Source organism: Exiguobacterium sp. RM11 (assembly GCF_059821525.1).
This window is the reverse complement of the sequence record NZ_CM187558.1, coordinates 2588595-2612146: the sequence shown is the minus strand read 5'-3', so window position 1 is coordinate 2612146 and position 23552 is coordinate 2588595. Positions and strand designations below refer to the sequence as shown.

The 23552-nt window shown below is 49.0% G+C and carries 27 protein-coding genes and 1 riboswitch; of the genes, 14 read left to right on the top strand and 13 right to left on the bottom strand.

What is annotated here, in order from left to right:
* Positions 1 to 107: 107 nt before the first annotated feature.
* A complete protein-coding gene (locus tag AC5LIL_RS13670; RefSeq protein ID WP_214876432.1) occupies positions 108 to 1391 on the bottom strand; it encodes an NCS2 family permease in 1284 nt (427 codons plus the stop codon).
* 245 nt (positions 1392 to 1636) lie between these two features.
* Between AC5LIL_RS13670 and AC5LIL_RS13665 the strand changes: the two genes are divergently transcribed.
* From AC5LIL_RS13665 to AC5LIL_RS13645, 5 genes are all read left to right on the top strand, one after another.
* Positions 1637 to 1870: a hypothetical protein gene (locus AC5LIL_RS13665; protein WP_214785577.1), complete on the top strand. Its 234-nt coding sequence runs from the start codon at positions 1637 to 1639 to the stop codon at positions 1868 to 1870.
* A 10-nt stretch (positions 1871 to 1880) separates the two neighbouring features.
* Complete coding sequence (locus AC5LIL_RS13660) at positions 1881 to 2840, top strand: LacI family DNA-binding transcriptional regulator (protein WP_214785578.1); 960 nt, start codon at positions 1881 to 1883, stop codon at positions 2838 to 2840.
* A gap of 67 nt (positions 2841 to 2907) precedes the next feature.
* Positions 2908 to 3189: a HesB/YadR/YfhF family protein gene (locus AC5LIL_RS13655; protein WP_074034990.1), complete on the top strand. Its 282-nt coding sequence runs from the start codon at positions 2908 to 2910 to the stop codon at positions 3187 to 3189.
* Between the two features lie 97 nt (positions 3190 to 3286).
* Entirely contained in the window at positions 3287 to 3421 is a 135-nt protein-coding gene (locus tag AC5LIL_RS13650; protein WP_256441184.1) for a hypothetical protein, read from the top strand.
* 94 nt (positions 3422 to 3515) lie between these two features.
* On the top strand, positions 3516 to 4445 hold the full coding sequence (locus AC5LIL_RS13645; RefSeq protein WP_499824386.1) for a manganese-dependent inorganic pyrophosphatase: 930 nt from the start codon (positions 3516 to 3518) through the stop codon (positions 4443 to 4445).
* Between the two features lie 54 nt (positions 4446 to 4499).
* Here the strand turns inward: AC5LIL_RS13645 and AC5LIL_RS13640 are convergent, their stop codons facing one another.
* From AC5LIL_RS13640 to AC5LIL_RS13610, 7 genes are all read right to left on the bottom strand, one after another.
* Positions 4500 to 4931, bottom strand: a complete 432-nt coding sequence (locus AC5LIL_RS13640) for a GNAT family N-acetyltransferase (RefSeq protein WP_214785581.1) — start codon at positions 4929 to 4931, stop codon at positions 4500 to 4502.
* 18 nt (positions 4932 to 4949) lie between these two features.
* A complete protein-coding gene (locus AC5LIL_RS13635; protein WP_214785582.1) occupies positions 4950 to 5741 on the bottom strand; it encodes an ABC transporter permease in 792 nt (263 codons plus the stop codon).
* Entirely contained in the window at positions 5738 to 6532 is a 795-nt protein-coding gene (locus AC5LIL_RS13630) for an ABC transporter permease (RefSeq protein ID WP_499824383.1), read from the bottom strand. Before AC5LIL_RS13630 ends, AC5LIL_RS13635 begins: the two co-directional genes overlap by 4 nt.
* Positions 6529 to 7533 carry an ABC transporter ATP-binding protein gene (locus AC5LIL_RS13625; protein WP_499824381.1) on the bottom strand — a complete coding sequence of 335 codons (1005 nt, stop codon included), beginning with the start codon at positions 7531 to 7533 and terminating at the stop codon, positions 6529 to 6531. Before AC5LIL_RS13625 ends, AC5LIL_RS13630 begins: the two co-directional genes overlap by 4 nt.
* Positions 7534 to 7635: 102 nt before the next feature.
* Complete coding sequence (locus tag AC5LIL_RS13620; protein WP_214746896.1) at positions 7636 to 8763, bottom strand: DUF418 domain-containing protein; 1128 nt, start codon at positions 8761 to 8763, stop codon at positions 7636 to 7638.
* Between the two features lie 20 nt (positions 8764 to 8783).
* A complete protein-coding gene (locus AC5LIL_RS13615) occupies positions 8784 to 10337 on the bottom strand; it encodes an ABC-F family ATP-binding cassette domain-containing protein (protein WP_074034179.1) in 1554 nt (517 codons plus the stop codon).
* Between the two features lie 60 nt (positions 10338 to 10397).
* On the bottom strand, positions 10398 to 11006 hold the full coding sequence (locus tag AC5LIL_RS13610) for an NAD(P)-dependent oxidoreductase (RefSeq protein WP_214695843.1): 609 nt from the start codon (positions 11004 to 11006) through the stop codon (positions 10398 to 10400).
* 126 nt (positions 11007 to 11132) lie between these two features.
* A riboswitch (purine riboswitch) is annotated at positions 11133 to 11234 on the top strand.
* A 76-nt stretch (positions 11235 to 11310) separates the two neighbouring features.
* On the opposite strand from AC5LIL_RS13610, the gene AC5LIL_RS13605 reads away from it, so the two are divergent.
* From AC5LIL_RS13605 to AC5LIL_RS13590, 4 genes are read left to right on the top strand one after another with little or no spacing between them, the layout of a single operon-like run.
* Positions 11311 to 11892, top strand: coding sequence for a xanthine phosphoribosyltransferase (locus AC5LIL_RS13605; protein WP_499824380.1), 582 nt, complete (start codon positions 11311 to 11313; stop codon positions 11890 to 11892).
* Positions 11889 to 13193 (top strand): nucleobase:cation symporter-2 family protein, encoded by a 1305-nt coding sequence (locus AC5LIL_RS13600; protein ID WP_214695846.1) that lies wholly within the window; start codon positions 11889 to 11891, stop codon positions 13191 to 13193. The genes AC5LIL_RS13605 and AC5LIL_RS13600 overlap by 4 nt, the downstream gene beginning before the upstream one ends.
* A 34-nt stretch (positions 13194 to 13227) precedes the next feature.
* Complete coding sequence (locus tag AC5LIL_RS13595; protein ID WP_074034187.1) at positions 13228 to 13875, top strand: NAD(P)H-binding protein; 648 nt, start codon at positions 13228 to 13230, stop codon at positions 13873 to 13875.
* Positions 13872 to 14264 carry an RDD family protein gene (locus AC5LIL_RS13590; RefSeq protein WP_214876296.1) on the top strand — a complete coding sequence of 131 codons (393 nt, stop codon included), beginning with the start codon at positions 13872 to 13874 and terminating at the stop codon, positions 14262 to 14264. The genes AC5LIL_RS13595 and AC5LIL_RS13590 overlap by 4 nt, the downstream gene beginning before the upstream one ends.
* 24 nt (positions 14265 to 14288) lie before the next feature.
* On the opposite strand, the gene AC5LIL_RS13585 is transcribed toward AC5LIL_RS13590, so the two are convergent.
* On the bottom strand, positions 14289 to 15554 hold the full coding sequence (locus AC5LIL_RS13585) for a purine/pyrimidine permease (RefSeq protein ID WP_224862935.1): 1266 nt from the start codon (positions 15552 to 15554) through the stop codon (positions 14289 to 14291).
* A 73-nt stretch (positions 15555 to 15627) separates the two neighbouring features.
* On the opposite strand from AC5LIL_RS13585, the gene AC5LIL_RS13580 reads away from it, so the two are divergent.
* The gene (locus AC5LIL_RS13580; RefSeq protein ID WP_499824378.1) at positions 15628 to 16332 is read left to right on the top strand and encodes an alpha/beta hydrolase; all 705 of its coding nucleotides are present in this window, start codon (positions 15628 to 15630) and stop codon (positions 16330 to 16332) included.
* Positions 16333 to 16366: 34 nt separating this feature from the next.
* Here the strand turns inward: AC5LIL_RS13580 and AC5LIL_RS13575 are convergent, their stop codons facing one another.
* The 3 genes from AC5LIL_RS13575 to AC5LIL_RS13565 all read right to left on the bottom strand — a co-directional run bounded on the left by AC5LIL_RS13575 (position 16367) and on the right by AC5LIL_RS13565 (position 20136).
* Positions 16367 to 17545 carry an MFS transporter gene (locus tag AC5LIL_RS13575; RefSeq protein ID WP_499824376.1) on the bottom strand — a complete coding sequence of 393 codons (1179 nt, stop codon included), beginning with the start codon at positions 17543 to 17545 and terminating at the stop codon, positions 16367 to 16369.
* 117 nt (positions 17546 to 17662) lie between these two features.
* Positions 17663 to 18454, bottom strand: a complete 792-nt coding sequence (locus AC5LIL_RS13570) for an endonuclease/exonuclease/phosphatase family protein (protein WP_074034194.1) — start codon at positions 18452 to 18454, stop codon at positions 17663 to 17665.
* A 53-nt stretch (positions 18455 to 18507) separates the two neighbouring features.
* Positions 18508 to 20136 carry a PTS transporter subunit IIBC gene (locus AC5LIL_RS13565; RefSeq protein ID WP_214876304.1) on the bottom strand — a complete coding sequence of 543 codons (1629 nt, stop codon included), beginning with the start codon at positions 20134 to 20136 and terminating at the stop codon, positions 18508 to 18510.
* A gap of 221 nt (positions 20137 to 20357) precedes the next feature.
* Here AC5LIL_RS13565 and AC5LIL_RS13560 point away from each other — a divergent pair, with 221 nt between their 5' ends.
* From AC5LIL_RS13560 to AC5LIL_RS13550, 3 genes are all read left to right on the top strand, one after another.
* Positions 20358 to 21122, top strand: a complete 765-nt coding sequence (locus tag AC5LIL_RS13560; RefSeq protein ID WP_499824375.1) for a TrmH family RNA methyltransferase — start codon at positions 20358 to 20360, stop codon at positions 21120 to 21122.
* Positions 21082 to 21639, top strand: a complete 558-nt coding sequence (locus AC5LIL_RS13555; RefSeq protein ID WP_214785594.1) for a GNAT family N-acetyltransferase — start codon at positions 21082 to 21084, stop codon at positions 21637 to 21639. The genes AC5LIL_RS13560 and AC5LIL_RS13555 overlap by 41 nt, the downstream gene beginning before the upstream one ends.
* An 87-nt stretch (positions 21640 to 21726) precedes the next feature.
* Positions 21727 to 22218 carry a hypothetical protein gene (locus AC5LIL_RS13550; RefSeq protein WP_214785595.1) on the top strand — a complete coding sequence of 164 codons (492 nt, stop codon included), beginning with the start codon at positions 21727 to 21729 and terminating at the stop codon, positions 22216 to 22218.
* 26 nt (positions 22219 to 22244) lie between these two features.
* Here AC5LIL_RS13550 and AC5LIL_RS13545 read toward each other — a convergent pair whose 3' ends face one another.
* A complete protein-coding gene (locus AC5LIL_RS13545; RefSeq protein ID WP_074034204.1) occupies positions 22245 to 22742 on the bottom strand; it encodes a hypothetical protein in 498 nt (165 codons plus the stop codon).
* Positions 22743 to 22853: 111 nt separating this feature from the next.
* Between AC5LIL_RS13545 and AC5LIL_RS13540 the strand changes: the two genes are divergently transcribed.
* Complete coding sequence (locus AC5LIL_RS13540; protein WP_337874231.1) at positions 22854 to 23510, top strand: TVP38/TMEM64 family protein; 657 nt, start codon at positions 22854 to 22856, stop codon at positions 23508 to 23510.
* The last annotated feature ends 42 nt before the right edge of the window (positions 23511 to 23552 follow it).

Here is a 23552-nt window from a genome sequence, read left to right as displayed (position 1 = left end):
ATGTATCTCACTGAATGATAATTCATCCGTAGTCTGATATAAAACAGCATTCCGCTACATATAACAGAAAAAGACCCTCGTCACATGACAAGGGTCTTGTATCTAAATTATAGGAAAAACATTTCCAAGATGAAGAGTGCGCCGAACAAGTAGATGAGCGGGTGAACCGTCTCTTTGTTCATCGCTTTGAAGATCGGGTACAAGATGAACCCGAATGCGATCCCACGTTCGATACTTCCTGAAAGCGGCATGATCAAAATGGTCATGAAGGCCGGGAAGTATTCGCTAAAGTCGCTCCAGTCGATATAACGTACGTTCGTCAACATGAGCGCCCCGACGATGATGAGTGCAGGAGCTGTGATCGCCGCAACGCCAGAGATGGCACCGATGAGCGGGCTGAAGAAGAGCGTCAATCCGAACAAACCAGCGACGACGGCCGTTGTGAGACCTGTACGTCCACCTTGTGCGACACCGGCTGCAGACTCGATGTATGCCGTCGAAGGACTCGTCCCGACGAGTGAACCACCCATTGTGGCAAGTGAGTCGGCAAAGAGTGCACGGTGACCATTTTCAATCGTTCCGTCTTCTTTTAAGAGACCAGCTTGTTTCCCGACACCGACAAGTGTACCTGTCGTATCGAACAATGTGACGAGGAAGAACGAGAGGACGGCACCGAATAATCCATATTGAATGACATCACTAAATGCTGTTACCGGGTTGACCATGAGTCCTTCTGGAAGTGTCGGCATTGCCGTGACACCGTTGATTTGTAAGATGTCCATGAAGTAAGCCGCGATTCCAGTGAGTAGCATCCCGATCAATAAAGAACCGGGAACATTTCTCGAGAAGAGAAGTGCCGAGACGATTAAACCACCGAGTACGAGTAACACTTCTGGTGAGGATACGTCACCGAGACGCACCAAGTTTGCCTCATCTGCGACAATCAATCCTGATAACTTCAATCCGAGCGAAGCGATGAAGAGACCGATTCCGGTCGTGATCGCATGTTTCAACGAAGTCGGGATCGCCTGAATCAGTTTTGTCCGAATCGGAGAAAGCGACAAGATTAAAAAGAAGACGGACGAGACGAAGACGACGCCGAGTGCGGCGGATGGTGCGATTTGTTCTTGGGCGACGAGCGTGTAAGCGAAGAAAGCGTTGAGACCCATACCGGGTGCCACAGCAATCGGCAAGTTCGCATAAAATGCCATTAAGCCTGTTCCGATGAGGATGGCAATGATCGTCGCCGTGAAAGCTTGAGCAAATGGAATCCCAGCGTCAGATAGAATGGCCGGGTTGACGACAGAGATATATGCCATCGTCACGAACGTTGTGATTCCGGCTGTCACTTCTTGTTTAACATTCGTACCATGTTGTTTCAATTGAAAAATATTCATCGATAAAACTCCTTATTTCGATCTATTTCCGAACATTAATTGAGAAAAATGTTTAAATTAACGTTATCAACTTGATGACTATACAAAAATGTTTGATTCCCGTCAATTGTTTTGAGTAAAAAACATGAAAAATGAAAGTTACCAATAAATAATGTTCGGAAATAAACTTTTTTCAAAAAAGACCTTGCTCTGAAACGCGTTTCAGAAGATACGGTATAGACAAAGGGAGGGGAACCGATATGAAACCGACAACGTGGAAGACATGGTGCAGTGGAATCGTATACGAACTCGTCATCAATCAGTTGTATACACCGTTCGGGAAAATGTTGTGTAGCCGTTTCCAGGAAGAGTTTCTTCACTTACCGTTAGAGGAGCGCTTCCGTCTCGTTCAAGCGATTCGAAGTCAAGTCGTCGAAAGAGGTGACAGTCAGCAAGTAGAGTGGGTACACTATATGCAAAGACTGACAAGTTGAGGTGGGGCGAATGGCAAACATTCGAGATATCGCGAAGCACGCTGACGTATCGGTGACGACGGTCTCGCGCGTGTTGAACGAGCATCCGTATGTATCGAAGGAAAAACGGACCCGTGTCCATGCGGCGATGAAAGAGCTCGGGTATTTGCGAAATCAACAGGCGTTGACGTTGTCGACGGGGAAAACACAACGCGTCGTCGTTATCTTACCTTATATGGATCATCCGTATTACGGTCTCTTCGTCAACGGGCTTGCGAAAGCGGCCCTCGAGCACGATTACCGACTCGTCATGTGGCAGACGGAGTATAAGCTGAGTGAGGAGCGACAAGCACTCGATTTATTGAAGCATCGCGAAGTCGATGGGGCGATCGTCTTGTCGCACGAAATGTCCTTTAAGGAAATGGAGACGTATCGTGCATACGGACCGATTGCCGTAGCGACCGTCGGCGCACCGGAGACGATCTCATCCATCCATGTCGACCATTATGCGTCGTTCGTGTCAGGTATTCATGTGCTACAGGAGCATGGATATGAAGAGATTGGAATCATCTTGTCAAGAAGCCATAGTCCGAGCTCCCTTGCGCGTCAGCAAGCCTATTTCGATGAAGTAGCACATGCGCGTGAGCAATGGATTTGGACCGGTTATTTGACGAGTGAGGACGGTATTCGGTTAGCAGAAACGTTCCTCTCTCAAAAAGAGCGTCCTCGAGCGCTCTTTTTCTCGTCGGATTATGTCGCTCTTGGATTTTTGGGAGAGATGCAACGACGGCACGTCGCCATTCCTGAGGAAGTCGCCATGCTAGGGTTTGACGGACATCCGATTAGTCGGGCATTCGGGCTGTCGACGATGCTTTCTCCGAATGAACAGATTGGTCGTCAACTGTTTGAAACGACGCTCGCTGAAATGAACGGAGCCATTCCAGAGATCCACGGGATGACCGTCAGCTATCAAGCGGGAATGACACTTTAGGCAACATCCTCGCTCGACTCTTTTGAAACGTTTAGAATGAAAGAAGTAGTCGAGAGGAGGAAATGTTATGAAGATTCAAGTAACAGAAGAAGCGCTCCAATGGTTTAAAGAAGAAATGGAAGTCGAAGCGGGTCAAACGGTTCGTTTGTTTGCAAAATACGGGGGCTCGACAGACTTGACGCACGGTTTCTCCGTGGGAGTCATCACAGAAGACGTGAACAATGCGGCTGTTGAGACCGAAGAAGACGGCATTCGTTTCGTCGTGGCGGAACAAGATGAGTGGTTGTTCCAAGGACAAGATGTGAAAGTCGAACTTCGTGGAGAAGAAATCGTCTTCGTTCAAGCCTGACGTTTCAGTTTGTTTACGTTTGATGAAATGTCGTTTGACGAAATCTGGCTTGGGGAACAGATTACGACAAGTCGGATTCTCGAAAGGATGACACGATATGTCAGACAAAGAAAAGCGTGAACAAGAAGAAAAAGAGAAGTTGAAACGAGATCAACCGGATATCTCCCACGAAGAAGATTCAAAAGGAGATCATTCCGACCTCGAGGAGACAGATGAAGACGAACAATCTTAAGAGCCGACACGGCTCTTTTTGTTTGGGGAATTGAAAGAAATGCCGTGGACGTTATAATGGATAAGGGAAAACTATTTAGTGAGGAGAATGAGACATGAGTACAGTACTAGTCTTCGGACATAAAAATCCAGATACCGATACGATCACATCAGCGCTCGCCTATGCCGAGTTGAAAAAGAAATTAGGGATGGACGCAGAAGCGGTCCGTCTCGGTGAAGTGAACGGAGAAACGCAATATGCACTTGATCACTTCCGCGTGAAGGCACCGCGTTTGATTGAAAGCGTAACAGGTGAGGCAGAAGAAGTCATCTTAGTCGACCACAACGAGTTCCAGCAAAGTGCAGACGGCATCGAAGACGTGCGAATCCTTGAAGTCATCGATCACCACCGCATCGCGAACTTCCAAACGGCAGACCCGCTCTACTATCGTGCCGAGCCAGTCGGATGTACAGCGACGATTTTATTGAAGTTGTATAAAGAGCACGGTGTTGAAATCGCAGCGGACATGGCCGGTTTGATGCTTTCAGCCATCATCTCGGACTCACTTCTCTTCAAATCACCGACATGCACGGGTGAGGATATCAAAGCAGCGAAAGAACTTGCTGAGATTGCTGGCGTCGATGCGGAAGCATACGGGCTTGAAATGCTCAAAGCCGGTGCAGACCTTAGCCAAAAAACGATTGAAGAGCTCATCTCACTCGATGCGAAAGAATTCGCAATGGGCGACTATCGTGTCGAGATCGCGCAAGTGAACACGGTCGATGCGAATGATGTCTTGAACCGTAAAGAGGAAGTCGAAGCGGCGATCGCTAACACGGTTGCGGCGAAAAACTTAGACTTGTTCGTCTTTGCCATCACGAACATTTTGACGAACGATTCAGAAGCAATCGTCGTCGGACCAAAACCAGAACTCTTCGAACAAGCGTTCAATGTGACGCTCCAAAACGGATTGGCGACACTTCCGGGCGTCGTCTCGCGTAAGAAGCAAATCGTGCCATTCTTAACGGAAGCGGCGACAAAATAAAAACCCGAAGCCTTGGCCTCGAGCGGAACTGCAGACGTTCATACGTCTGCAGTTTTAATTTTGTTTGAGAAGAGTCTTTTTCAAATAATATTGTTGATGCTCTACTGTCGGGTGGTGTTCGATTACCCCAACGACTTCATAACCGAGCCCGATATAAAAGTCAGGTGCCTGGAAACTGAACGTGTCGAGTTGTATGAGACCGCACTGATGCTCGATGGCGCACTGTTCAATACGCTTCATCAATCTCGTTCCATATCCCTCTCCCCGAAGCTGTTCGTCCACCCATAAGAAATGAATGTGCATCGTGTACCAAAACACCGTACCGGTCACCCCACCGACAATCTGATCGTCGTCATCTCGAACGATGAAACTTACATGTTCGACGGGGTGCTTCACTTCATCCGGTAATTGAGATGCATTATATTCAATCAATCGCTGTCGAATATATTCGCGATCTTCCTGATTCCACTGTTGAACAATCTTCATCCACTCACCCTTTCCTCATTAAGAACCTGTACTTGCAAAAGCGCGCAGTCCAAACAACCAAAATCGATAGGCGATGACGAGTGAGAGGATTGCGACAAGCGGTGTTGCTAGTGCAAACATGGTGAACCCCCGTCCTTCAAAGAAGTACATCGCCGGATAAAATGCCGTGAAGCCGAACGGGATGATGTACGTTAAGACGAACATGATCACCTTCGAGTAAATCGTCATCGGGTAACGGGCGAAATCACTCAAACTGAATACGGCGAACACGACGGGCAAACTATCAATCATCCAAAACGAGAACGTCGCAAAGAATAAATTGACCGCGATATAAATCATGCCGCTCGCGAGGACCATGATGAGAAGGACAATCACGTCCATCACACTCCACGACATCCCGAGTTCGTTCGATGCGAGCCAGAGTACGCTCCCCCCAATCAAGAGTTGACCGAATCCGTCTTGTTGAACCCGCTCTGCGACGATTTGGAACAGCGGATTCACGGGACGCATGAGAATACGGTCCAAGTTTCCCGTACGGATGTACTGCCAGCCAATCGTCCAAAGGTTATCAAAAAAGATATGATGGACAGCCCGACCTAAAAACGCGATGCCATAGATGAACAAAATCTCGTAAAAGCCCCAGCCGTTCAGCGATTCGATGTGCTGAAAGACAATCGATAAAAAGAAGAGGGCGGCAAATTGTTGACCAAAGACCGATAACACGCCAATCAAGAAATCCATCCGATATTCCATCATCACTTTGAAGTGATTTTTGGCATAGAGCCAATATAGTTTCGCATATCGTTTCATCCGCCAAACACCGTCACTTTCCGAACCGCATACGCGAATAAGAGTCGTACAAATAGAAAGAAGGTCCCGACCCAAGCGACTTGAATCAAAATCGACGGCCATATACCGGATGCTTGTATGTCACCTGTATAGATGGCAACAGGCACATAGACGAGTGAGGCGAACGGTAAATACAAGCTGATCGTCTGGAACCAGTCAGGGAAGAGTGTCAGCGGGATGATTGCCCCGGACATGATGGTAATGACAGCCTCCTGTAAAACGGAAAGTCCCCATACGTTCACCGTATAAAAGGACAACACGCCGACGAGTAAATCAATCAGTGTCGCAAGTAAAATCGCGAGTATGACACTAATTGAGAAGGCGAACACACTCTCGAGGGAAGTCGGAGGGTCAACCCCGATAAACAGCATCGCAATGACGAGGAGAGGTAGCGTCGATCGGAAAAATGTCGACGTTTTTGTCCCGATATCTTGAGCGAGTAACTTATCAAGTAAATGATAGGGGCGGAGCAGTTCGACGGCGACACCACCATGTTTGATGAGATGCGCGAGTTCACGTCCGGCACCACCACGGAATTGATCGAGCATCGTCGCAAGTACCGCATACGTCAACATCATCGAAAGCGAGATGCCTGATACATCGGTCTTGTTTTCGTAAACGGCCTGCCAAAAGAAATATAGGATGAACAGGCGCATCGTCACCGAGAACATGCTCGCCCAGTACCAAGCTGTGTAGGCCATGTCGACTTTGATTTGCGAGACGGCGAGTGCTACATATTTTTGGAGCCTCATGCACTCACCTCAGGCTGATACAGGTTCCGAATCAACGTCTCCATTTTCGGTACAACGACGGATAAATCTTTTACTTGATTACAGTTCACGATTTCACGAATCAATTGTCCGCTTGAAATCTCATGATGGTTGAATGCTAGTTGAATCGAATCTGTCTCTGAAGCGAGTTCGGTGACGAGTCCTGTCACCGACGGCGGAATGACAAATGCCGTTCCCTCGTCGAGTGTGATTTCAAGTGTTCGCTCATTGTTAAACGTTTGTTTGAGCGTCTCAATGCGGTCATCGTAAATGATTCGTCCCTCATCCAGGACGATGACTCGATCACACACTTCTTCGATATCCTGCATATCGTGTGTCGTCAAAATGAGCGTCGTACCCCAAGCATCACTGATTTCCCGAATGAACGCACGAATCGTCTCTTTAATGTCAATATCGAGACCGATTGTCGGCTCATCCAAATACACGACACGAGGACGGTGCAAGAAGGCGGCTGCGAGCTCACATCGCATTTTTTGTCCGAGTGATAATTGACGGACAGGCACGTCGAGAAGAGGTTCCAGCTGGAGTTGTTCGATAAACCAGGCAACCGTTTCCTCGAACTCTGAACGCGGCACTTCATAGATTTCCCGAAGTAAGTCGAATGACTCCCGGACAGGAATATCCCAAAACAATTGTGTCCGCTGACCAAAGACCGCTCCGATTTGACGGGCGTTTTGGATTCGGTTTTCGTGTGGATCGATGCCAAAGACACGGACGGATCCGGCATCAGGACGAAGGACGCCGGCGAGCATTTTGATCGTTGTCGATTTTCCAGCACCGTTAAAGCCGATGTATCCGACGCGTTCGCCTGGAGCGATGGACAAGTCGATTCCTTTTACGGCTTCTTTGATGCGATACTTTCTTGAAAATAGGGCTTTAATGGCGCCTTTTAAGCCGGCATCACGTTCTAAAATTTGATAGTGTTTCACGAGATCGCGGACCTCGATGGCTGTCTGTGACATACGTTCCTCCTCATTCATGCAAGCGTTTTCCTTCATCAGAATAGCATGTGAATCTGGAATTTCCTACCTGTACAAAAAAAGACCGGACAATGAAGTCCGATCTTAGGATGATTTCGTTTGTCTTCCATACGTCCCTAAGCGCCATAGCTTCTCAAATGGTCCGTAACGGTGATGCTTCAGCCACCACATCGAGAAGAACGCCTGGACAATCAAGATCCCGATGCTGATGAATAACCCTTCGGTCAAAGAAAGCGCCCCGTATGCCCCGAGTGCGATTACCGGTATGAAGACAATCAGTGTATGCGTCAAATAATTCGTGAGTGCCATCCGACCGAGCGCTTGAAGCGGCACGAACGTACGACCTTTACGAACGGCTACCGTGAACAGACAGACGTAAGTCGTGGCGAGTAACTTCCCGGAAATCAAGACGGCGAACAAGTTCAGCCAAAAGTATGGATACCCTTCACCATAGTGATGCCAAATGATCACGCCGAAGAATGGAAGGGCGAGGACGGCGCAAATGATGGCCGTTCGCATTAAGCCTTCTAGACGCCACGTCAGGAGTTTTCGTTCGCGTCCGATGTACAGTCCGAATAAGAATAAACTGAGAATCTCGAAGCCGACAACGAAAGAGTTGGAGAAGGCGTTAAAGATCTCAACAGAATATCGATAATCGAACCAGGCACCAAACCCTTGATTGAATACATCAGGGAACGGGATGCCGCCATAATAGCTTCCACCCATGCTCCATTCACTCAACGCGGAAGTTCCGTACAACAGAAGGATACTTCCGATCAACAAGCCCCATGCCCACGTCAGAATGGCACGGTTGCTCAACTTATAGAAAAGGGGAAGCAATAAGCCCCACATCGCGTACGTATGGAGGATATCACCTGACCAAATCGCCAAGTGCGCGAGACCGAACAAGAAGAGGATCAAAATCCGGCGTATGTAACGACTGACCGATTCGCCACGAGCGTAAGAACGCTCGAGGAAAATCGAAAAGCCGATCCCAAATAAGAGGGAGAAAATCGTATAAAATTTCGTCTGCACGAACAAGTCAAAGAGCGTGCGGACGAACAAGTCGCTCCCATAATAATCGGGACGACCGAACATCCAGTCGCTCCCGAGCATACTCGGGATATTGACGAGGAAAATGCCGCAGAGGGCAAACCCTCGGATAATGTCATACAAAATAATCCGTTCATTCGTTTGAATTGGGGTCGCCATACGACACGTCCTTTACTGAATTAAAATACTTTCGTTGTCCACGACTCACAGTTCCAGACGTCTGTGACGATATCTTCATAGAATTCTGGTTCGTGACTGATGAGGAGGACACTTCCTTTGTACTCTTTCAACGCACGCTTCAACTCTTCCTTCGCGTCGACGTCCAAGTGGTTCGTCGGCTCATCGAGTAAGAGAAGGTTTGTCTCGTTGTTGAGAAGTTTACAAAGACGAACTTTCGCTTTTTCACCACCACTGAGGACGGAAATCTTACTTTCGATGTGTTTCGTCATGAGTCCGCACTTCGCGAGCATCGCGCGTACTTGTTGTTGGTTGAGTGACGGGAACTCGCTCCAAATCTCTTCGATACATGTGTTGTTGCTCGTTGCTGCTTCTTGTTCGAAGTAACCCATTTCGAGGAACTCACCACGTTCGACGGTTCCTTCAAGCGGATTGATCAATCCGAGCAAGCTCTTTAAGAGCGTCGTCTTCCCGATTCCGTTCGCTCCGACGAGGGCAATCTTTTGACCGCGCTCCATCTGAAGGTCGAGCGGACGTGAGAGTGGCTCGTCGTATCCGATGACGAGACCTTTCGCATCAAAGATGAGGCGCCCCGATGTACGTGCCTGCAGGAAGCGGAATTCCGGTTTCGGACGCTCTGCACTCAATTCGATGACATCCATCTTATCGAGTTTCTTTTGACGTGACATCGCCATGTTTCGTGTCGAGACGCGCGCCTTGTTCCGGGCGACGAAGTCTTTCAAGTCAGCAATCTCAGCTTGTTGACGCTTATAGGCTGCTTCAAGCTGCGAGCGTTTCATCTCATACACTTCCATGAACTTGTCATAGTCTCCGACGTAGCGGTTCAACTCTTGGTTCTCCATATGGTAGACCAAGTTGATGACACTATTTAAGAACGGGATATCGTGTGAGATCAAAATGAAGGCATTGTCATAGTTTTGGAGGTAGCGTTTCAACCACTCGATATGCACTTCATCCAAATAGTTGGTCGGCTCATCGAGGAGCAAGATATCTGGCTTCTCCAAAAGCAACTTCGCAAGCAATACTTTCGTACGCTGCCCACCTGACAAGTCCGTGACGTCCCGGTCGAGACCGACATCTAAAATACCGAGACCGCGTGCGACTTCTTCTACTTTCGCATCGATGATATAAAAGTCGTTCGAGTCGAGCGTCTCTTGAAGTTCACCGACTTCAGCGAGCATGTCTTCCATCTGTTCAGGTGTCGCGTCACCCATCTCCATGTAGAGTTCGCCGATGCGCGTCTCCATGTCAATCAAGTATTGGAAAGCACCTTTTAAGACGTCACGAATCGTCATCCCGCGCTCGAGCACCGCATGTTGATCGAGGTAACCGACACGGACATTTTTCGCCCATTCGATTTTCCCTTCATCCGGTTGCAGTTTGCGTGTGATGATGTTCATGAACGTTGATTTTCCTTCACCGTTCGCTCCGACGAGACCGATGTGTTCCCCTTTTAAGAGGCGGAAAGAGACATCGTTCAAAATAGCGCGGTCACCAAAGCCGTGGCTCAAGTTTTGTACCGTTAATATACTCATAATTCGTTTTCGTTCCTTTCAAAGTAAACTACCCGATATTGTAGCATGAATCCAATCAAATTAGTACGCCAGTCCGACTGACTCCCGTACATGTTCATTCTCTTCGATGGCGTGAAGCATGAACTGGGCGACATCTGCCCGTGAGATGTGTTTCCCGTTATCCGGTACCTCATCGATGGCCGTACGATAAGTCGAGGTGCGAGGACCGTCCGTCAATTGCATCGGTCGTACAATCGTATAATCGAATGACGAGTTGCGCCACAGGTCCACGGCTGCCCGATGATCACGGAGCGGTTTTCGGAGCATGAACGTAATGGCTTTCCCTGCAAGTCCCGGTATCTCATTGTCGATTCCAGCTGAGGCCAAATAGACGACGCGTGAGATGCCATTCGTCTTCATCGCAGGGACGAGCTTGTCCGTGACACTCGCTAAAAAGTCCGGATCGCTCAAATCCGTTCCGAGACAGCTGATGACCGCATCATGACCATGCATCGCTTCTGTTAACGCATCGATGTCATATAAGTCGCCTTCGATGATTTCAAGTTGTGGGGTCCGAATCAACTTTTTCTGTTCACGTACGAACGCGGTGACGTCATGACCGTGCTCGATGGCTTGGTCGATGAATTGATGTCCGGTCCGACCGGTTGCGCCTAATACGAATAACTTCATAAGGGCAAGGCTCCTCTCTCATATCCAATACATACAGTATACAGCAGTTTCAGAAAAATCGAACATTTCACCGTTTGATTCCAACCTATTGCATTTCTCGTCAGCTCGTCTACAATAAAGTTTATCTTATATAAATAGATTCGCACTCGTATATCAGCGGAAATATGGTCCGCAAGTCTCTACCGAACTACCGTAAATGGTTCGACTACGGGTGGCGCTTGTCGTATGCTGTCGTTGATTTCCATGCGGTTCGTTGCCTCCCGATGAGGGGTGACGAATCGCATTTTTTATTGGAGGGAAAACAATGAAACAGTTAGAAGACAAAATCCGTGAAGAGGGTCGGGCCTTATCCGATCAAGTGTTGAAAGTTGACGCTTTCTTGAATCATCAAGTCGATTCCGCACTCATGCAAGCCATCGGAAAAGAGTTCGCAGAACGTTTCAAAGACGCTCAAATCGACCGAATCGTCACACTCGAATCGAGCGGAATCGCACCGGCGATGATGACGGCGCTTGAAATGGGCGTCCCGTTCGTATTCGCGCGTAAGCGGAAATCGCTGACGCTCCAAGACGACCTCGTCGAAGCGGACGTGTATTCGTTCACGAAACAGGAGACGAACCGCATTAGCTTGAGCCGACGTTTCGTCTTACCAGGCGAACGCGTTCTCGTCATCGATGACTTCCTCGCAAACGGGGAAGCGGCACTCGGGCTGACACAACTCGTCGAAGCGGCAGGTGCAGAAGTTTCGGGTGTTGGCATCGTCATCGAAAAATCGTTCCAACCAGGGCGCGACAAATTGATCGAGTGCGGTTATCGAGTCGAATCGCTAGCGCGCATCGCGAAATTAGAGAAAGACCACATCTCATTCGTGGAGGTCGTTCGATGAATACGTTCAAGACAGCAAGTCTCGGATTTCAGCATCTGCTCGCCATGTACACGGGAGCAGCCATCGTCCCGCTCATCGTAGGGGGCGCCATCGGTCTTGGTCCAACCGAGCTCGCCTATCTCGTCGCAATTGATTTATTCATGTGTGGGGTGGCGACGCTTTTACAAGTATGGACGACACGCTTTACGGGTGTTGGATTGCCGGTCGTCCTCGGATGTACGTTCACGGCGGTCGGTCCGATGATCGCGATTGGAAGCGCAAATGGAATTACGGCTATTTATGGCGCTTTGATTGCCAGTGGGCTCATCGTCATCCTCATTTCTGGATTTGTCGGGAAGCTCGCACGTTTCTTCCCGCCGGTCGTTCTCGGTTCGGTCGTGACGATCATCGGTCTCTCACTGATTCCGGTCGCTATCAATGACATCGGTGGCGGGATGCCAGGTGAGCCTGGATTCGCATCGATGCAGAATCTCGGGTTAGGTGGTTTGACGATTTTACTCATTCTCATCTTGAACCGTGTTGGTACTGTCTTCACACGCGCCGCTGCTGTCCTCTTTGCCGTACTCATCGGAACAGGGGTTGCTGCTTCGCTCGGTCTCGTGGACTTCAGTCCTGTCCGTGAAGCGGGATGGTTCCAAATGGTTCAACCGTTCTACTTTGGGATGCCGACATTCGATGTGTCTGCCATCCTCGTCATGACGCTCGTCGCCATTATTTCGATGATTGAATCGACAGGTGTATTCTTGGCGCTCAGCGATATCACGAAAAAGCCGATTGGTGCGAACGAATTGACGAAAGGGTATCGTGCGGAAGGTGTCGCAACGATTCTCGGAGGGATTTTCAACAGCTTCCCGTACACGACGTTTAGTCAAAATGTCGGACTCGTTCAATTGTCAGGTGTGAAATCGCGCCGTGTCATCTTCTGGACAGGTGGGTTACTCATCTTGCTCGGATTCCTTCCGAAAGTCGCCACATTCACGACATTGATTCCAAAGCCTGTTTTAGGTGGAGCGATGCTCGTCATGTTCGGAACGGTCGCCGCTTCCGGCATTCGGATTCTAAGCCAGGTCGATTTTTCGAAAAACGAGAATTTGATTACCATCGCACTCTCGATTGGTGTCGGACTCGGCATCACCGCTAACCCAGCGATTGTTGCCAACATGCCGGAATGGCTTCAATTGTTTACAGACAGTGCCATCGTGGCAGGTTCGTTCACGGCGCTCCTATTGAACGGATTCTTCCGTATGATGGACCGTTTCCGTCCCACGACGATTATTGCCGAAGAACGGCAAGTCAGCTAGACTGAAGGAAATAGTAGTCTAGGAGGAGTCACGAATGGGGAAAACTGCACTTGTCGTAGGCGCGACCGGCTTGATTGGCCGCGAATTGGTAGAACAGCTGTTAGAGAGTGACCGTTATGAGTCGGTCTGGATTGTCGTCCGTCGCTCGAAGAGATGGAGTCATCCGAAACTACACGAGGTCGTCGGATTCGAGGAGATGGATGCTTCACTTCCACACATCGATGACGTGTATTGTGCACTTGGCACGACGATCGCGGTCGCTGGCTCACAAGAAGCGTTCAAGCAAGTTGATTTGGAGTTGCCGCTTGAAGTCGCTCGTATTGCCAAGGCACACGGTGCGACACGCTATGCGGTCGTATCGGCACAAGGCGCATCGTTACGTTCATCTTTCTTTTACAACCGGGTAAAAGGGGAGCTTGAAAACGGATTGCGCATCTTCAACTTCCATCATCTCATTATCGCGCGTCCTTCGTTGTTACTCGGCGAGCGTGATTCATTCCGACTCGGGGAAAAAGCGGCTGAGGTCATCAGTCGCCCGTTCCAGTCGCTGTTGGTGGAAAAGGCACCAGAAGTCGCACCGATTCAAGCGCTGCATGTCGCACGTGCGTTGATCATGGCGTCTGAAGAAGGCGAAGGAATCGAAGTGTTGACGTCGGGTATGATGCAGAGGATGAGCCGATGAATCCATTGACGAAGAAACGAACGAAAGCGGTCTTGATTGACAGTGTCATCGCAGGACTCGTCAGCTATGGCGTGGAGCAACTCGTGCGAAAGAAAGTGAAGAGCGAGTTCGTGCATGCGGTCGTCACACCGACACTGCTCACATACGCGATGGAAGCCTGCCAAATGAGTCGAGGCGGACAAACCATTGGCTATAAGTTGATGGGGCTCGAGTTGAAAAATGATGACGGCACAGCTGTCACGGCGAAACAGGCGCTACAGCGTGCTCTTTACCGTGATACGTTGTCAGGGGTGCGATACTGGAAAGACCGTGCGCATTTTGAACAAGAAGAAGGCGCCGTGTTACCGCACGATGCCCGTTATCATATGCATGTACGTGAAAAGAACTGACCGTTATTATGGTCAGTTCTTTTTTCAATCCTTGATTTTACTTAAGATAGCTGTCGTCAAAGCGACGATCGTTCCGAGGACGAGTCCGTTTGAGAAGACGGTCGCAAGGAGCGGCGGCAAATCATTCATCGAACCAGGTGGCAAGAGCATCGCCCCGGCACCGATGACGAGCGGGAGACCGACCGTAAGAGAAGCCGTCGATTGTTTTAATTCGAAGGCAGCCTCATTGATTCCGATGATGATCATCGTTGCGATAAGTGGTGTCACGATCGCATAGCCGACAGCGGCTGGGATACTCGCAATCAACGAGACGAATGGTCCGATGAGTGCTAATCCCATCATGAGGGCATGGGCAATCAAGTGAGGAGCGCGCTGGACGCTCTCCGTCGAAGAGAGGAATCCGGCCGTCCCGGAGATTGCGACAGGACCTGGTGTTCCGAACAGACCAGCCACGATTTGACTGACCCCACTTGCAACACCAGACGCGGGAACGTTCCCTTTGATTTCACGTTTTTCACGAGAGCTGACGATACGTTCAATCAACTTGATGTTCGCGAGGACGTTCGTCATGAGAAGCAAGGTGATAACGAAAGCCGTCGGCAACAAGTTCCAATCCCACACCCAACTTCCGAAGGGAAGAAGTTCCGGTACGAGGAAGAACGATTCTGAGCGGACGATTGGATTTCCAAGGTCGAGCAAGTGGAATAAACCGAACCCGACGAAAAGCGTCATGACGAGTCCATATTGTTTAAAGCGACTTTGTTCAAGCGTGAGTGCAAACAAGACGAGACCAGCCGTTGCGACGGCTTGAACAATATTGATTCCGTCTTCCGTCACCCCGAAGCCACCTTTAATGACGGCTCCTGACAATTGGAGGACGAGTAAAATCATATAGACACCGAGTACTTGAGGTGTAAACAGGGCAAGCATGCGTCTTAAGATACCGGTGACGGTCAGCAACACGCCAAGGATTCCGCTTAAGAACAACATAAATCCAAGTGCCTGCAACGTCTCTTGTTGACTTCCGTATAAGGCGGGTCCGATGGATGCGTATAAGGTGAAGACGCCCCACCAAATGCCGGCGGGTCCTTCAAGTATCGGGAGGCGATGTCCGAGCAACGTCTGGATGATGCTAAAGAGTGCGAAGATGAAGAGTGAGCGGGATATGAAGGTCATCGTCTCATCTGGTGACAGTTCAAACAAGGCGGCGATGGAGAGTGGTGGTACAATATTTGTAGCTAAAATAAAAATAAACCACTGAATCGTCGTGGTTACATTACTTCTGGTCATGGTGTCCCCCTGATCATGCTTTTTCTTATTAGTGTAACGTTATGAGGAAGTGGATGCAAATGGAGGCTATATAATGAAGAAATTCTTCAAGTGGGCCGCACTCTCAATCGTAGGATTGCTTGTTGTCGCGGTAGCAGGCTTTTTGATTTGGACACAGTTCACGTATGGACCGACCGATGAATCGACACAGTATGCCGAAGAGGGGAAAGTGGTCGACAACCGTCTCGAGTTTGGAGATCCGACGAGTGAGATCGGCGTCATTCTTTATCCAGGGGCGAAAGTCGAGAAAGAGGCGTATGCCTATTACGGAACACGATTAGCGGAAGAGGGTGTCTTTGTCGCCATTCCGTCGCTTCGTCTCAATTTAGGTATTTTAGATATCGATGCGGCAGCTCCAATCATCGAGGCACATTCGGAGATTGAACGCTGGATCGTGGCCGGTCATTCACTCGGAGGTTCTGCGGCATCGGGGTATGCACTGGAGCATCAAGAATTGGTAGAGGGTGTCATTTTCCTTGCTTCGTATCCAATCAGTTCGATGGTCGATAGTGATTTACGCGTGCTATCGATTTCAGGTGAATTGGATGGATTGGCTGTCCCAGAAGACATCGAGGCGAGTCGAAGCGACCTCCCTGACGATAGCCAATTCGTAAAAATTGAAGGCGGGAACCATGCGAACTTCGGAATGTATGGTCCACAAAAAGGAGATCAGGAAAGTCCACTCACATCAAAAGAGCAATTGGACGAAGTCCTATCAGCGATTCTCGAATGGTTATAAAGAACGTGCGCACCTGTATCGAGGTGCGCACGTTTTAGCGTTGGTCGAGCGAATAACTGACTGTGGTCAATCCGGCTGTGACGAGGGCGACCAGACCGCCGACAAGCGCGAGCGTCATGATGGGACTCGTCGCATAGACGACACCGCCGAGAGCGGAACCAAGTCCAATCCCGACGTTACTCGCCACGGGCATAAGTGACGAGGCGAGACCTTTGGCGTTCGGGTTGAACTTCTCTGCCAAATCGATCAAATAAATTTGAGTCGATGTCGTCAATAAAATCGCCATGAACGACATGAGTGCGATATTGAGAAGACCGAGCGTCACATTCGACGTCGTCACGAATAGCGCGGCCAAGACGAACGCCTGGACGAGAAAGACGAACCGTAAGCGTCCGATTGGATTGTGACTGGCGATCTTTCCGGCAGCGATATTACTGAAAATCGAAATGAATCCGTATGCGAATAAAATCGGACTGACCCAAGCGACCGGTACACCGAGTACATCTTTTAAAATCGGCACGAGATACGTATAAACGACATACGTTGCCCCGAAACCGAACGCTGGAATCAGGAAGGCGATCAAGATGCGTGGATTCGTCAGCAATGTCAATTGTTCACGAAGTGATGCTTTTTCTTGAGACAATTGGTTCGGCAAGACACGATAAATGGCAATCCAGGCGACTGCACCGAGTGTAGTCGTTAATATAAATGTGGATTCCCAACCTGCCTGTTGTCCGATGAACGTCCCGATTGGAACACCGAACACATTCGCCATCGTGAACCCACCAAAAATAAAGGAAACCGCCATACCACGCTTTGCTGGTGGGACACTCTCACTGGCGACGAGCATGGCAAGTGAGATCAAGACACCTGTGACGACGGCCGTCAACATGCGTAAGACGAGTAACCACTCATACATCGGTGCCAGGCTGCTCAACAAGTTCAGGACAGTGAACAGGATCGTCAGGCCAAGCATCAATTTACGTTTTGGAAGATGGCTCGTCAAAGACATGGTGATTGGTGTGCCGACGGCAAAACTGATTGCGAATGCCGATACGAGACTCCCGGCCGTCGCAATCGAGATGGATAACCCGTTTGCGATATCGGGTAAAATCCCGACGATGACAAATTCACTCGTTCCGAGAACGAAGGTTAATAAGGATAAAGATAATACTAAAGTCCAGTCGCTTCGACTGAGCGAGCTTGTCTTCATATTCAAACACTTCTTTCTATCTCATTCATTAGTAGTTAGACATCAGTCTTTTATCACGTTACAAGATTTTCTCCAAAAGAAAAACCCTTTTCTCCTAAGTTAGGAGAAAAAGGCGAATTAGCGCCAAAACACAGTTGCTTCAACACCGGCGTGGTCGGAGACAATCGGTCCGTTCTCACCATCAAAGACGACCGCATGGCGAGAAACGTGAATCGGGGCATTCGTTAACATCAAATCAATGCGAAGTGATTTTTTGTTTTCGTCCCACCCGGCGATTTTTCCTTGTACCGTCGCATCGCCTTCCCGTTCTGTTGCGAGATGGAACAAATCTTGGAGTCCATTCTCCATCAAGTAATCGTATCCTTCTCCTCGAATGAAGGCATCGTTATTAAAGTCGCCGAGTAGAAGGGCATGGTCGTCATGCTCGACGCGACGAATCAGTTCATCGAGTTGGTGTTTCACCGGCTCCTCTTCATCATGCCACCATCCGAGATGACACGAGTAAATAGTCGTTGGAGCATCTGCGCCTGCAATCACGGCTTTGACGATCTTACGAGACTTGTAGTTGTCTGGGTCCGTCGTCTTCGATACAAAGAACGATTCTGTTGATAGGAACGGTGTACGCGATAGGATGGCAACCCCTTCTTCGTAAATATCGTATCCATAATGGGCAAAGTCCCATGTCATATGATAGTGGACGTCCAACTCTTTTAAGCGCTCGACGAGGACGTGTGCGAAGTTGTTCTCACGGATGTTTCCGTAGATCAGTGGGGCCTCTTTATGTTGATTCACTTCTTGAAGCGCGATGAGGTCGTACTCTTCACTCGCGATACGTTCGACGATGGCGTCAATCTTTTCTTGTTGACGGTCTTCTAACCAGGCGTGACAATTGAGCGTTAAAATATTCACGATAGTCCTCCTTTAGAAAAAAAGGCCAACTCTCGAGCGAGTTGGCCAGTAGATTATGCACCGATGACGTCTTGAATGTCTGATTTCAATACGTCGGCTTTCGGGCCATAGATGGCTTGGACTCCACGGTCTTTCACGATGAGACCCATGGCGCCATTTTTCTTCCAATCTTGTTCGTCAGAGACGAGTGTGACGTCTTTAACGGTCACACGAAGACGAGTCATACATGCATCGACATCTTCAATGTTTTCTTCCCCACCAAGAAGGGCGATAATCCCCATGACTTGTTCGTTACCTGTCACAGATGACTTCTCTGTCGTCTCTTCCATGTAGTTCCCGTTACGTCCTGGTGTCGGCAAGTTCATCTTCTTGATGAAGAAGTTGAACACACCGAAGTTGAGGAAGAAGAATGCTACAGAGACGAGAACGAAGTTGATCAAGTCTTGAAGTAGTCCCGCTTTGACAATCATCGGGATGCGCGTCAAGAGTTCAATCGCACCGAAGGCGTGGACACGTAGGTCGATGATATCTGCCAATGCGAATGCAGCACCTGCCATAAGCGCGTAAACCACATAAAGGACTGGCGCGACGAACATGAACATGAACTCGATTGGTTCTGTGACACCTGTCAAGAAGACAGCGAGTCCAGCTGACAAGAACATCGGCTTGTATTGTGCTTTCTTCTCAGCGTCGACGTTACGGTACATCGCATATGCGGCACCGATCAAAGCAGCGAATGACAAGATGACTTGACCGACTTTGAAGCGGGCCGGAACGACATCAGCGAGAAGGGCGTTGTATGCAGCCGTATCACCAGCGGCACGCAAGTTGACGAGGTCTGTTACCCATGCCAACCAGAGCGGGTCTTGTCCGGCAACGACTGACCCAGCTGTCGCGCCTGTTAAAATCGTGTACGTTCCACCAAGTTCCGTGTAGTTCATTGGAACAGTGAGCATGTGGTGTAAACCGAACGGCAAGAGGAGACGCTCGAGCGCACCATAAATGAACGGAGCGAGGACTGGAGCCGTGTTGCGTGATGTGGCAATCCACTCACCAAAACTGTTGAGCGCACCTTGAATCGTTGGCCATACAATCGATAGAACGATGGCAGCAACGACTGAACCAAGGATGACGACGAATGGTACGAAGCGCTTCCCGTTGAAGAACGAGAGGGCGTTCGGCAATTTGTTGAAGTTGTAGAAACGGTTGTATAGTGCACCACCAAGGAAACCGGCGATGATCCCGACGAACACACCCATGTTGAGGGCAGGTGAGCCGAGTACAGATGTGAAGTAGTCAGCGACAACAAGGTTTGCACCGAAGAGTGACTCGATTGTCGCTTCCGGATCTTGAAGCATGGCACCGTTGACACCGAAGATGGCACCTGTGACACGGTTGATCAAGATGAAGGCGAGAAGTGCTGCGAACGCACCACCTGCACGATCTTTTGCCCACGAACCACCAATCGCGACTGCGAAGAGGATATGTAAGTTGACGATGATGCCCCAACCTAAATCTTCAATGATGCGAGCTGTTGTTAATAAAATACCGACATCTCCGGCTGACATTCCAATCAATTTACCGATGGAAATCATTAAACCGGCAGCTGGCATAACAGCGATGACGACCATCAATGCCTTACCGAGTTTTTGCCAGAAATCGAATGAGATCAATTGTTTCATGCTATACGCTTCCTTCCTGTGAGGGAGTTTTATCTATTTTTGTGTTTGCCAATAGTGCAATCGCTTGCATAAATGATTGTAATCGATTGCATAAATTCATGCAACCGTTTTCTCTATTTTCATTTGTTTTCATTTTTTGATGAAAAACGACAGATATGAAGTGAACTTGTCAGTCGAATCGAATCTAGCTACAATATGATAGGTTGAAGGGAGCGAGAACGATGGGTTGGAGACAGACCACATCTGCTTTGACGAAGGACGAGCAGATTGAATTAAAAGAAGAGTTATTGCAGAAGGGTGTATTGCAGGAGGACGACCTTCCTCTGTATGAGATGCTCATGCCAGACCGCATCAAACGGATGTATGAAGTATTGAATACACGAACGAACCATATCACGATTTTGACGGAAGGTGTAGACGATCCGCACAATCAATCCGCCGTGTTGCGTTCAGCCGATGCGTTCGGGGTGCAAACGTTACATGTCGTCGAAGGGCGGGCAAAGTTCAAACCGAACTCGATTATCGCCAAAAGCGCCGATCGCTGGGTGGACGTCGTGGAGCATGGATCGATTGAAGAAGCGGTTGATGCTTTAAAAGAAAGTGGTTACCAAGTATATGCGACGGCGCTAAGCGAGGAAGCGATTCCGCTCGAAGAAGTGGATGTGTCGAAGCCGACCGTTCTTCTATTCGGGAACGAACATAGTGGCGTCTCGGAGGCAGCGCTCAACAAGGCGGACGGGAACTTTGTCATTCCGATGCAAGGATACGTACAAAGTTTGAACATCTCGGTGGCGGCTGCAATTTCTTTGTATGATGTCACGACACGGTCACGTCATATCGTGACGGATGGCTATGAACTGCCTGTCGAAGATCAAGCGCGCATCTTCAAAGACTGGATGGTCAAGAGCTTACCGAAGCGTACGCTCGGACTATATAAACAAAAAGGTGTCACAGCTTTCGAACGGGAGACAGGAAATTCGGAATGAACGGCGAAAAGAACAGACGTACGGAATCTTTGTCCAGAAACTGAAAGGGGATGGCACGATGAGTACGACGAGTTCATTTATCGTAAAAGATGTGACGAACAACTTTAAAGATTTTGAAGAGGACTTCTTCCGACTGTACCGAACGTTATACGGTGACCTCGATCAGCTGCGATTTAAAGAGCGCCTGTATCGACATGCCAATCCGTTGGTGCTCTTAGCATTCTCGGAGGAGCAGCTGGTCGGCTTTAAAATCGGTTATGAGGCAGAGCCTTATCGATTTTATAGCTGGGCGGGTGGCGTACACCCGGACTTTCAAAAACATGGCATCGGTCGCAAGCTGATGGACACGCAACTTGAATGGGTCGAAGCGCAAGGTTTTCATTCGATTCGTACGAAAGCGCGGAATACGAACAAAGGGGTCATCATCTTGAACCTCCTTTGCGGATATGACATCATGGGCGCCTACACCGAAGACGGCGAGCCACGTATCATGATGGAGAAACAATTGAACAGTTGAATGGATGCCGCGGTCGAATGATCGCGGTTTTTTGATGAAACCGATTCGACTGAATGAACGTACATAAAGAAAAAGGGGGAATTTGAAATGACAGTGTTTGGATTTGGCGGAGATCCGTTTAGTGACTCCATGGGGGACTCATTCTTTACCGGGATTGTGTCGATATTTCCTATCGTGTTCATGGTTGTGTTCGGTCTGATTATTTTTGCATTTGTAAAAACGATTTTTCAGCATTCCAAAACATCGAGCACGTTGAAGGACTTACAACAATTCGCCTCGCAACTCGCCGATGATCCGGACGATGACACGGCCGAGCGATTGGCCGAGTATTTACGAGGTGTCGATTCCTTCTCGATTGAACGGACACGGATGGAACCGTTCCGTGTCGCACTCGGGTGCTATCAATTGGTGATGGAGTCAAGATCCGTTCGCGAGGAGACGAAAGAGCGAGTCGATCGCCAATACAAGCGTCTCGGCATTTTAGACGGGGAAAAATTTGCCGATGAGGCTCCACCACGTCACCGTTCTTCTTCATCGAACCATCATGATATCCACCACAACCACCATGACCATATGTAAAAAAGCGAAGGGATCCCTTCGCTTTTTTACATATATCGTGAAGCATCAAAGTCGATATCGGTCTGATAGCGGACGGCCTGGATGGCACTTTCGATTCGAATGGCTCGTTTCTTAATATCTCGTGCTTTCAAGCGATATAGCTCCGGGTCATATAAGGCGTGTTTGATCACGGAAACCCCGTGCACGTATTCCTTTTTCGGACGTAATGACAATTTCTCATAAAGACGTGCTTGGACACGTAACTGAATGGCGAGTTCGATTGCCTCTACGAGCGGGAGCGGACCGTCATGCGTTTCAACGACGGCTTGGACGTTCGCTTCTTGAATAAGACGGTCGAGCTGACGTAAGTCCAGACGGATGTGCTCAAGTTCCATCTCGATATCTTGAAGGGAGCGGGACTGAATCGTCGGAATGGAATCATTCACTTCGAGCGAGATGAATGCCACGTGCTCAATCTCTTCGGTCAATGTATCGATTTGCTCATGGAGCAACTGTTTTAATGTTAGGGCATCTGCAAGGTTCATATCGATTTCCTCCTTCTGCTTTCTCTAACCGTACCACATCGAGGTGGCTGAAAAAAGATGGATGACATCTCGGATTGCGGGAATAAAACCAAATAGGAAGGAGGGAGGACGATGAAAAAATGGAAGGTACAGTGGATGATTGCACTCGTCCTACTCCTGTTCGGAACAGCGACGTTCCTTTATCAATGGATCGATGTAAGTCCAGGAGACATCCGGGACTATATCATTCAATTCGGTTGGTTGGCCCCTTTGATTTATATTCTCTTGTTCACTGTTCGTCCACTCATCTTGTTTCCTACGTCCGTCTTATCGGTCGCCGGCGGTTTGGCGTTCGGGATGTTACCGGGTGTCGTCTATACCGTCATCGGGGCGACACTGAGTGCCCTCGTCGCATATTATGTGGCCGTTTATTTCGGCGACCGTTTCTTGCATCACTTCGAATCGAAGAACTATGAAGCCATTCAGCACAAAATCGAAGAGGACGGGTTCTTTTATGTACTCATCCTACGTCTCATCCCACTCGTCAATTTCGATTTGGTCAGCTATGCTTCCGGTTTGGCAAAAGTAAAAGTACCAGCGTATCTGTTTGCGACCGTTGTTGGTATGATTCCTGGCGCGTTCGCGAACAATTTTCTCGGAAGCAGCATTGCGAGCGGGGATTGGACGCTAATTGCGTTGGCGTTCGGGATCATGCTCGTATTGACGCTCATCGCGACCGTGTTCCGTGAACCAATCAAGCGACAGATCCATCGCTTTCAAAAAAAGTAGGCGACTCCAATTGAACTGAACCGAAAAAGTTAGACACTAAAT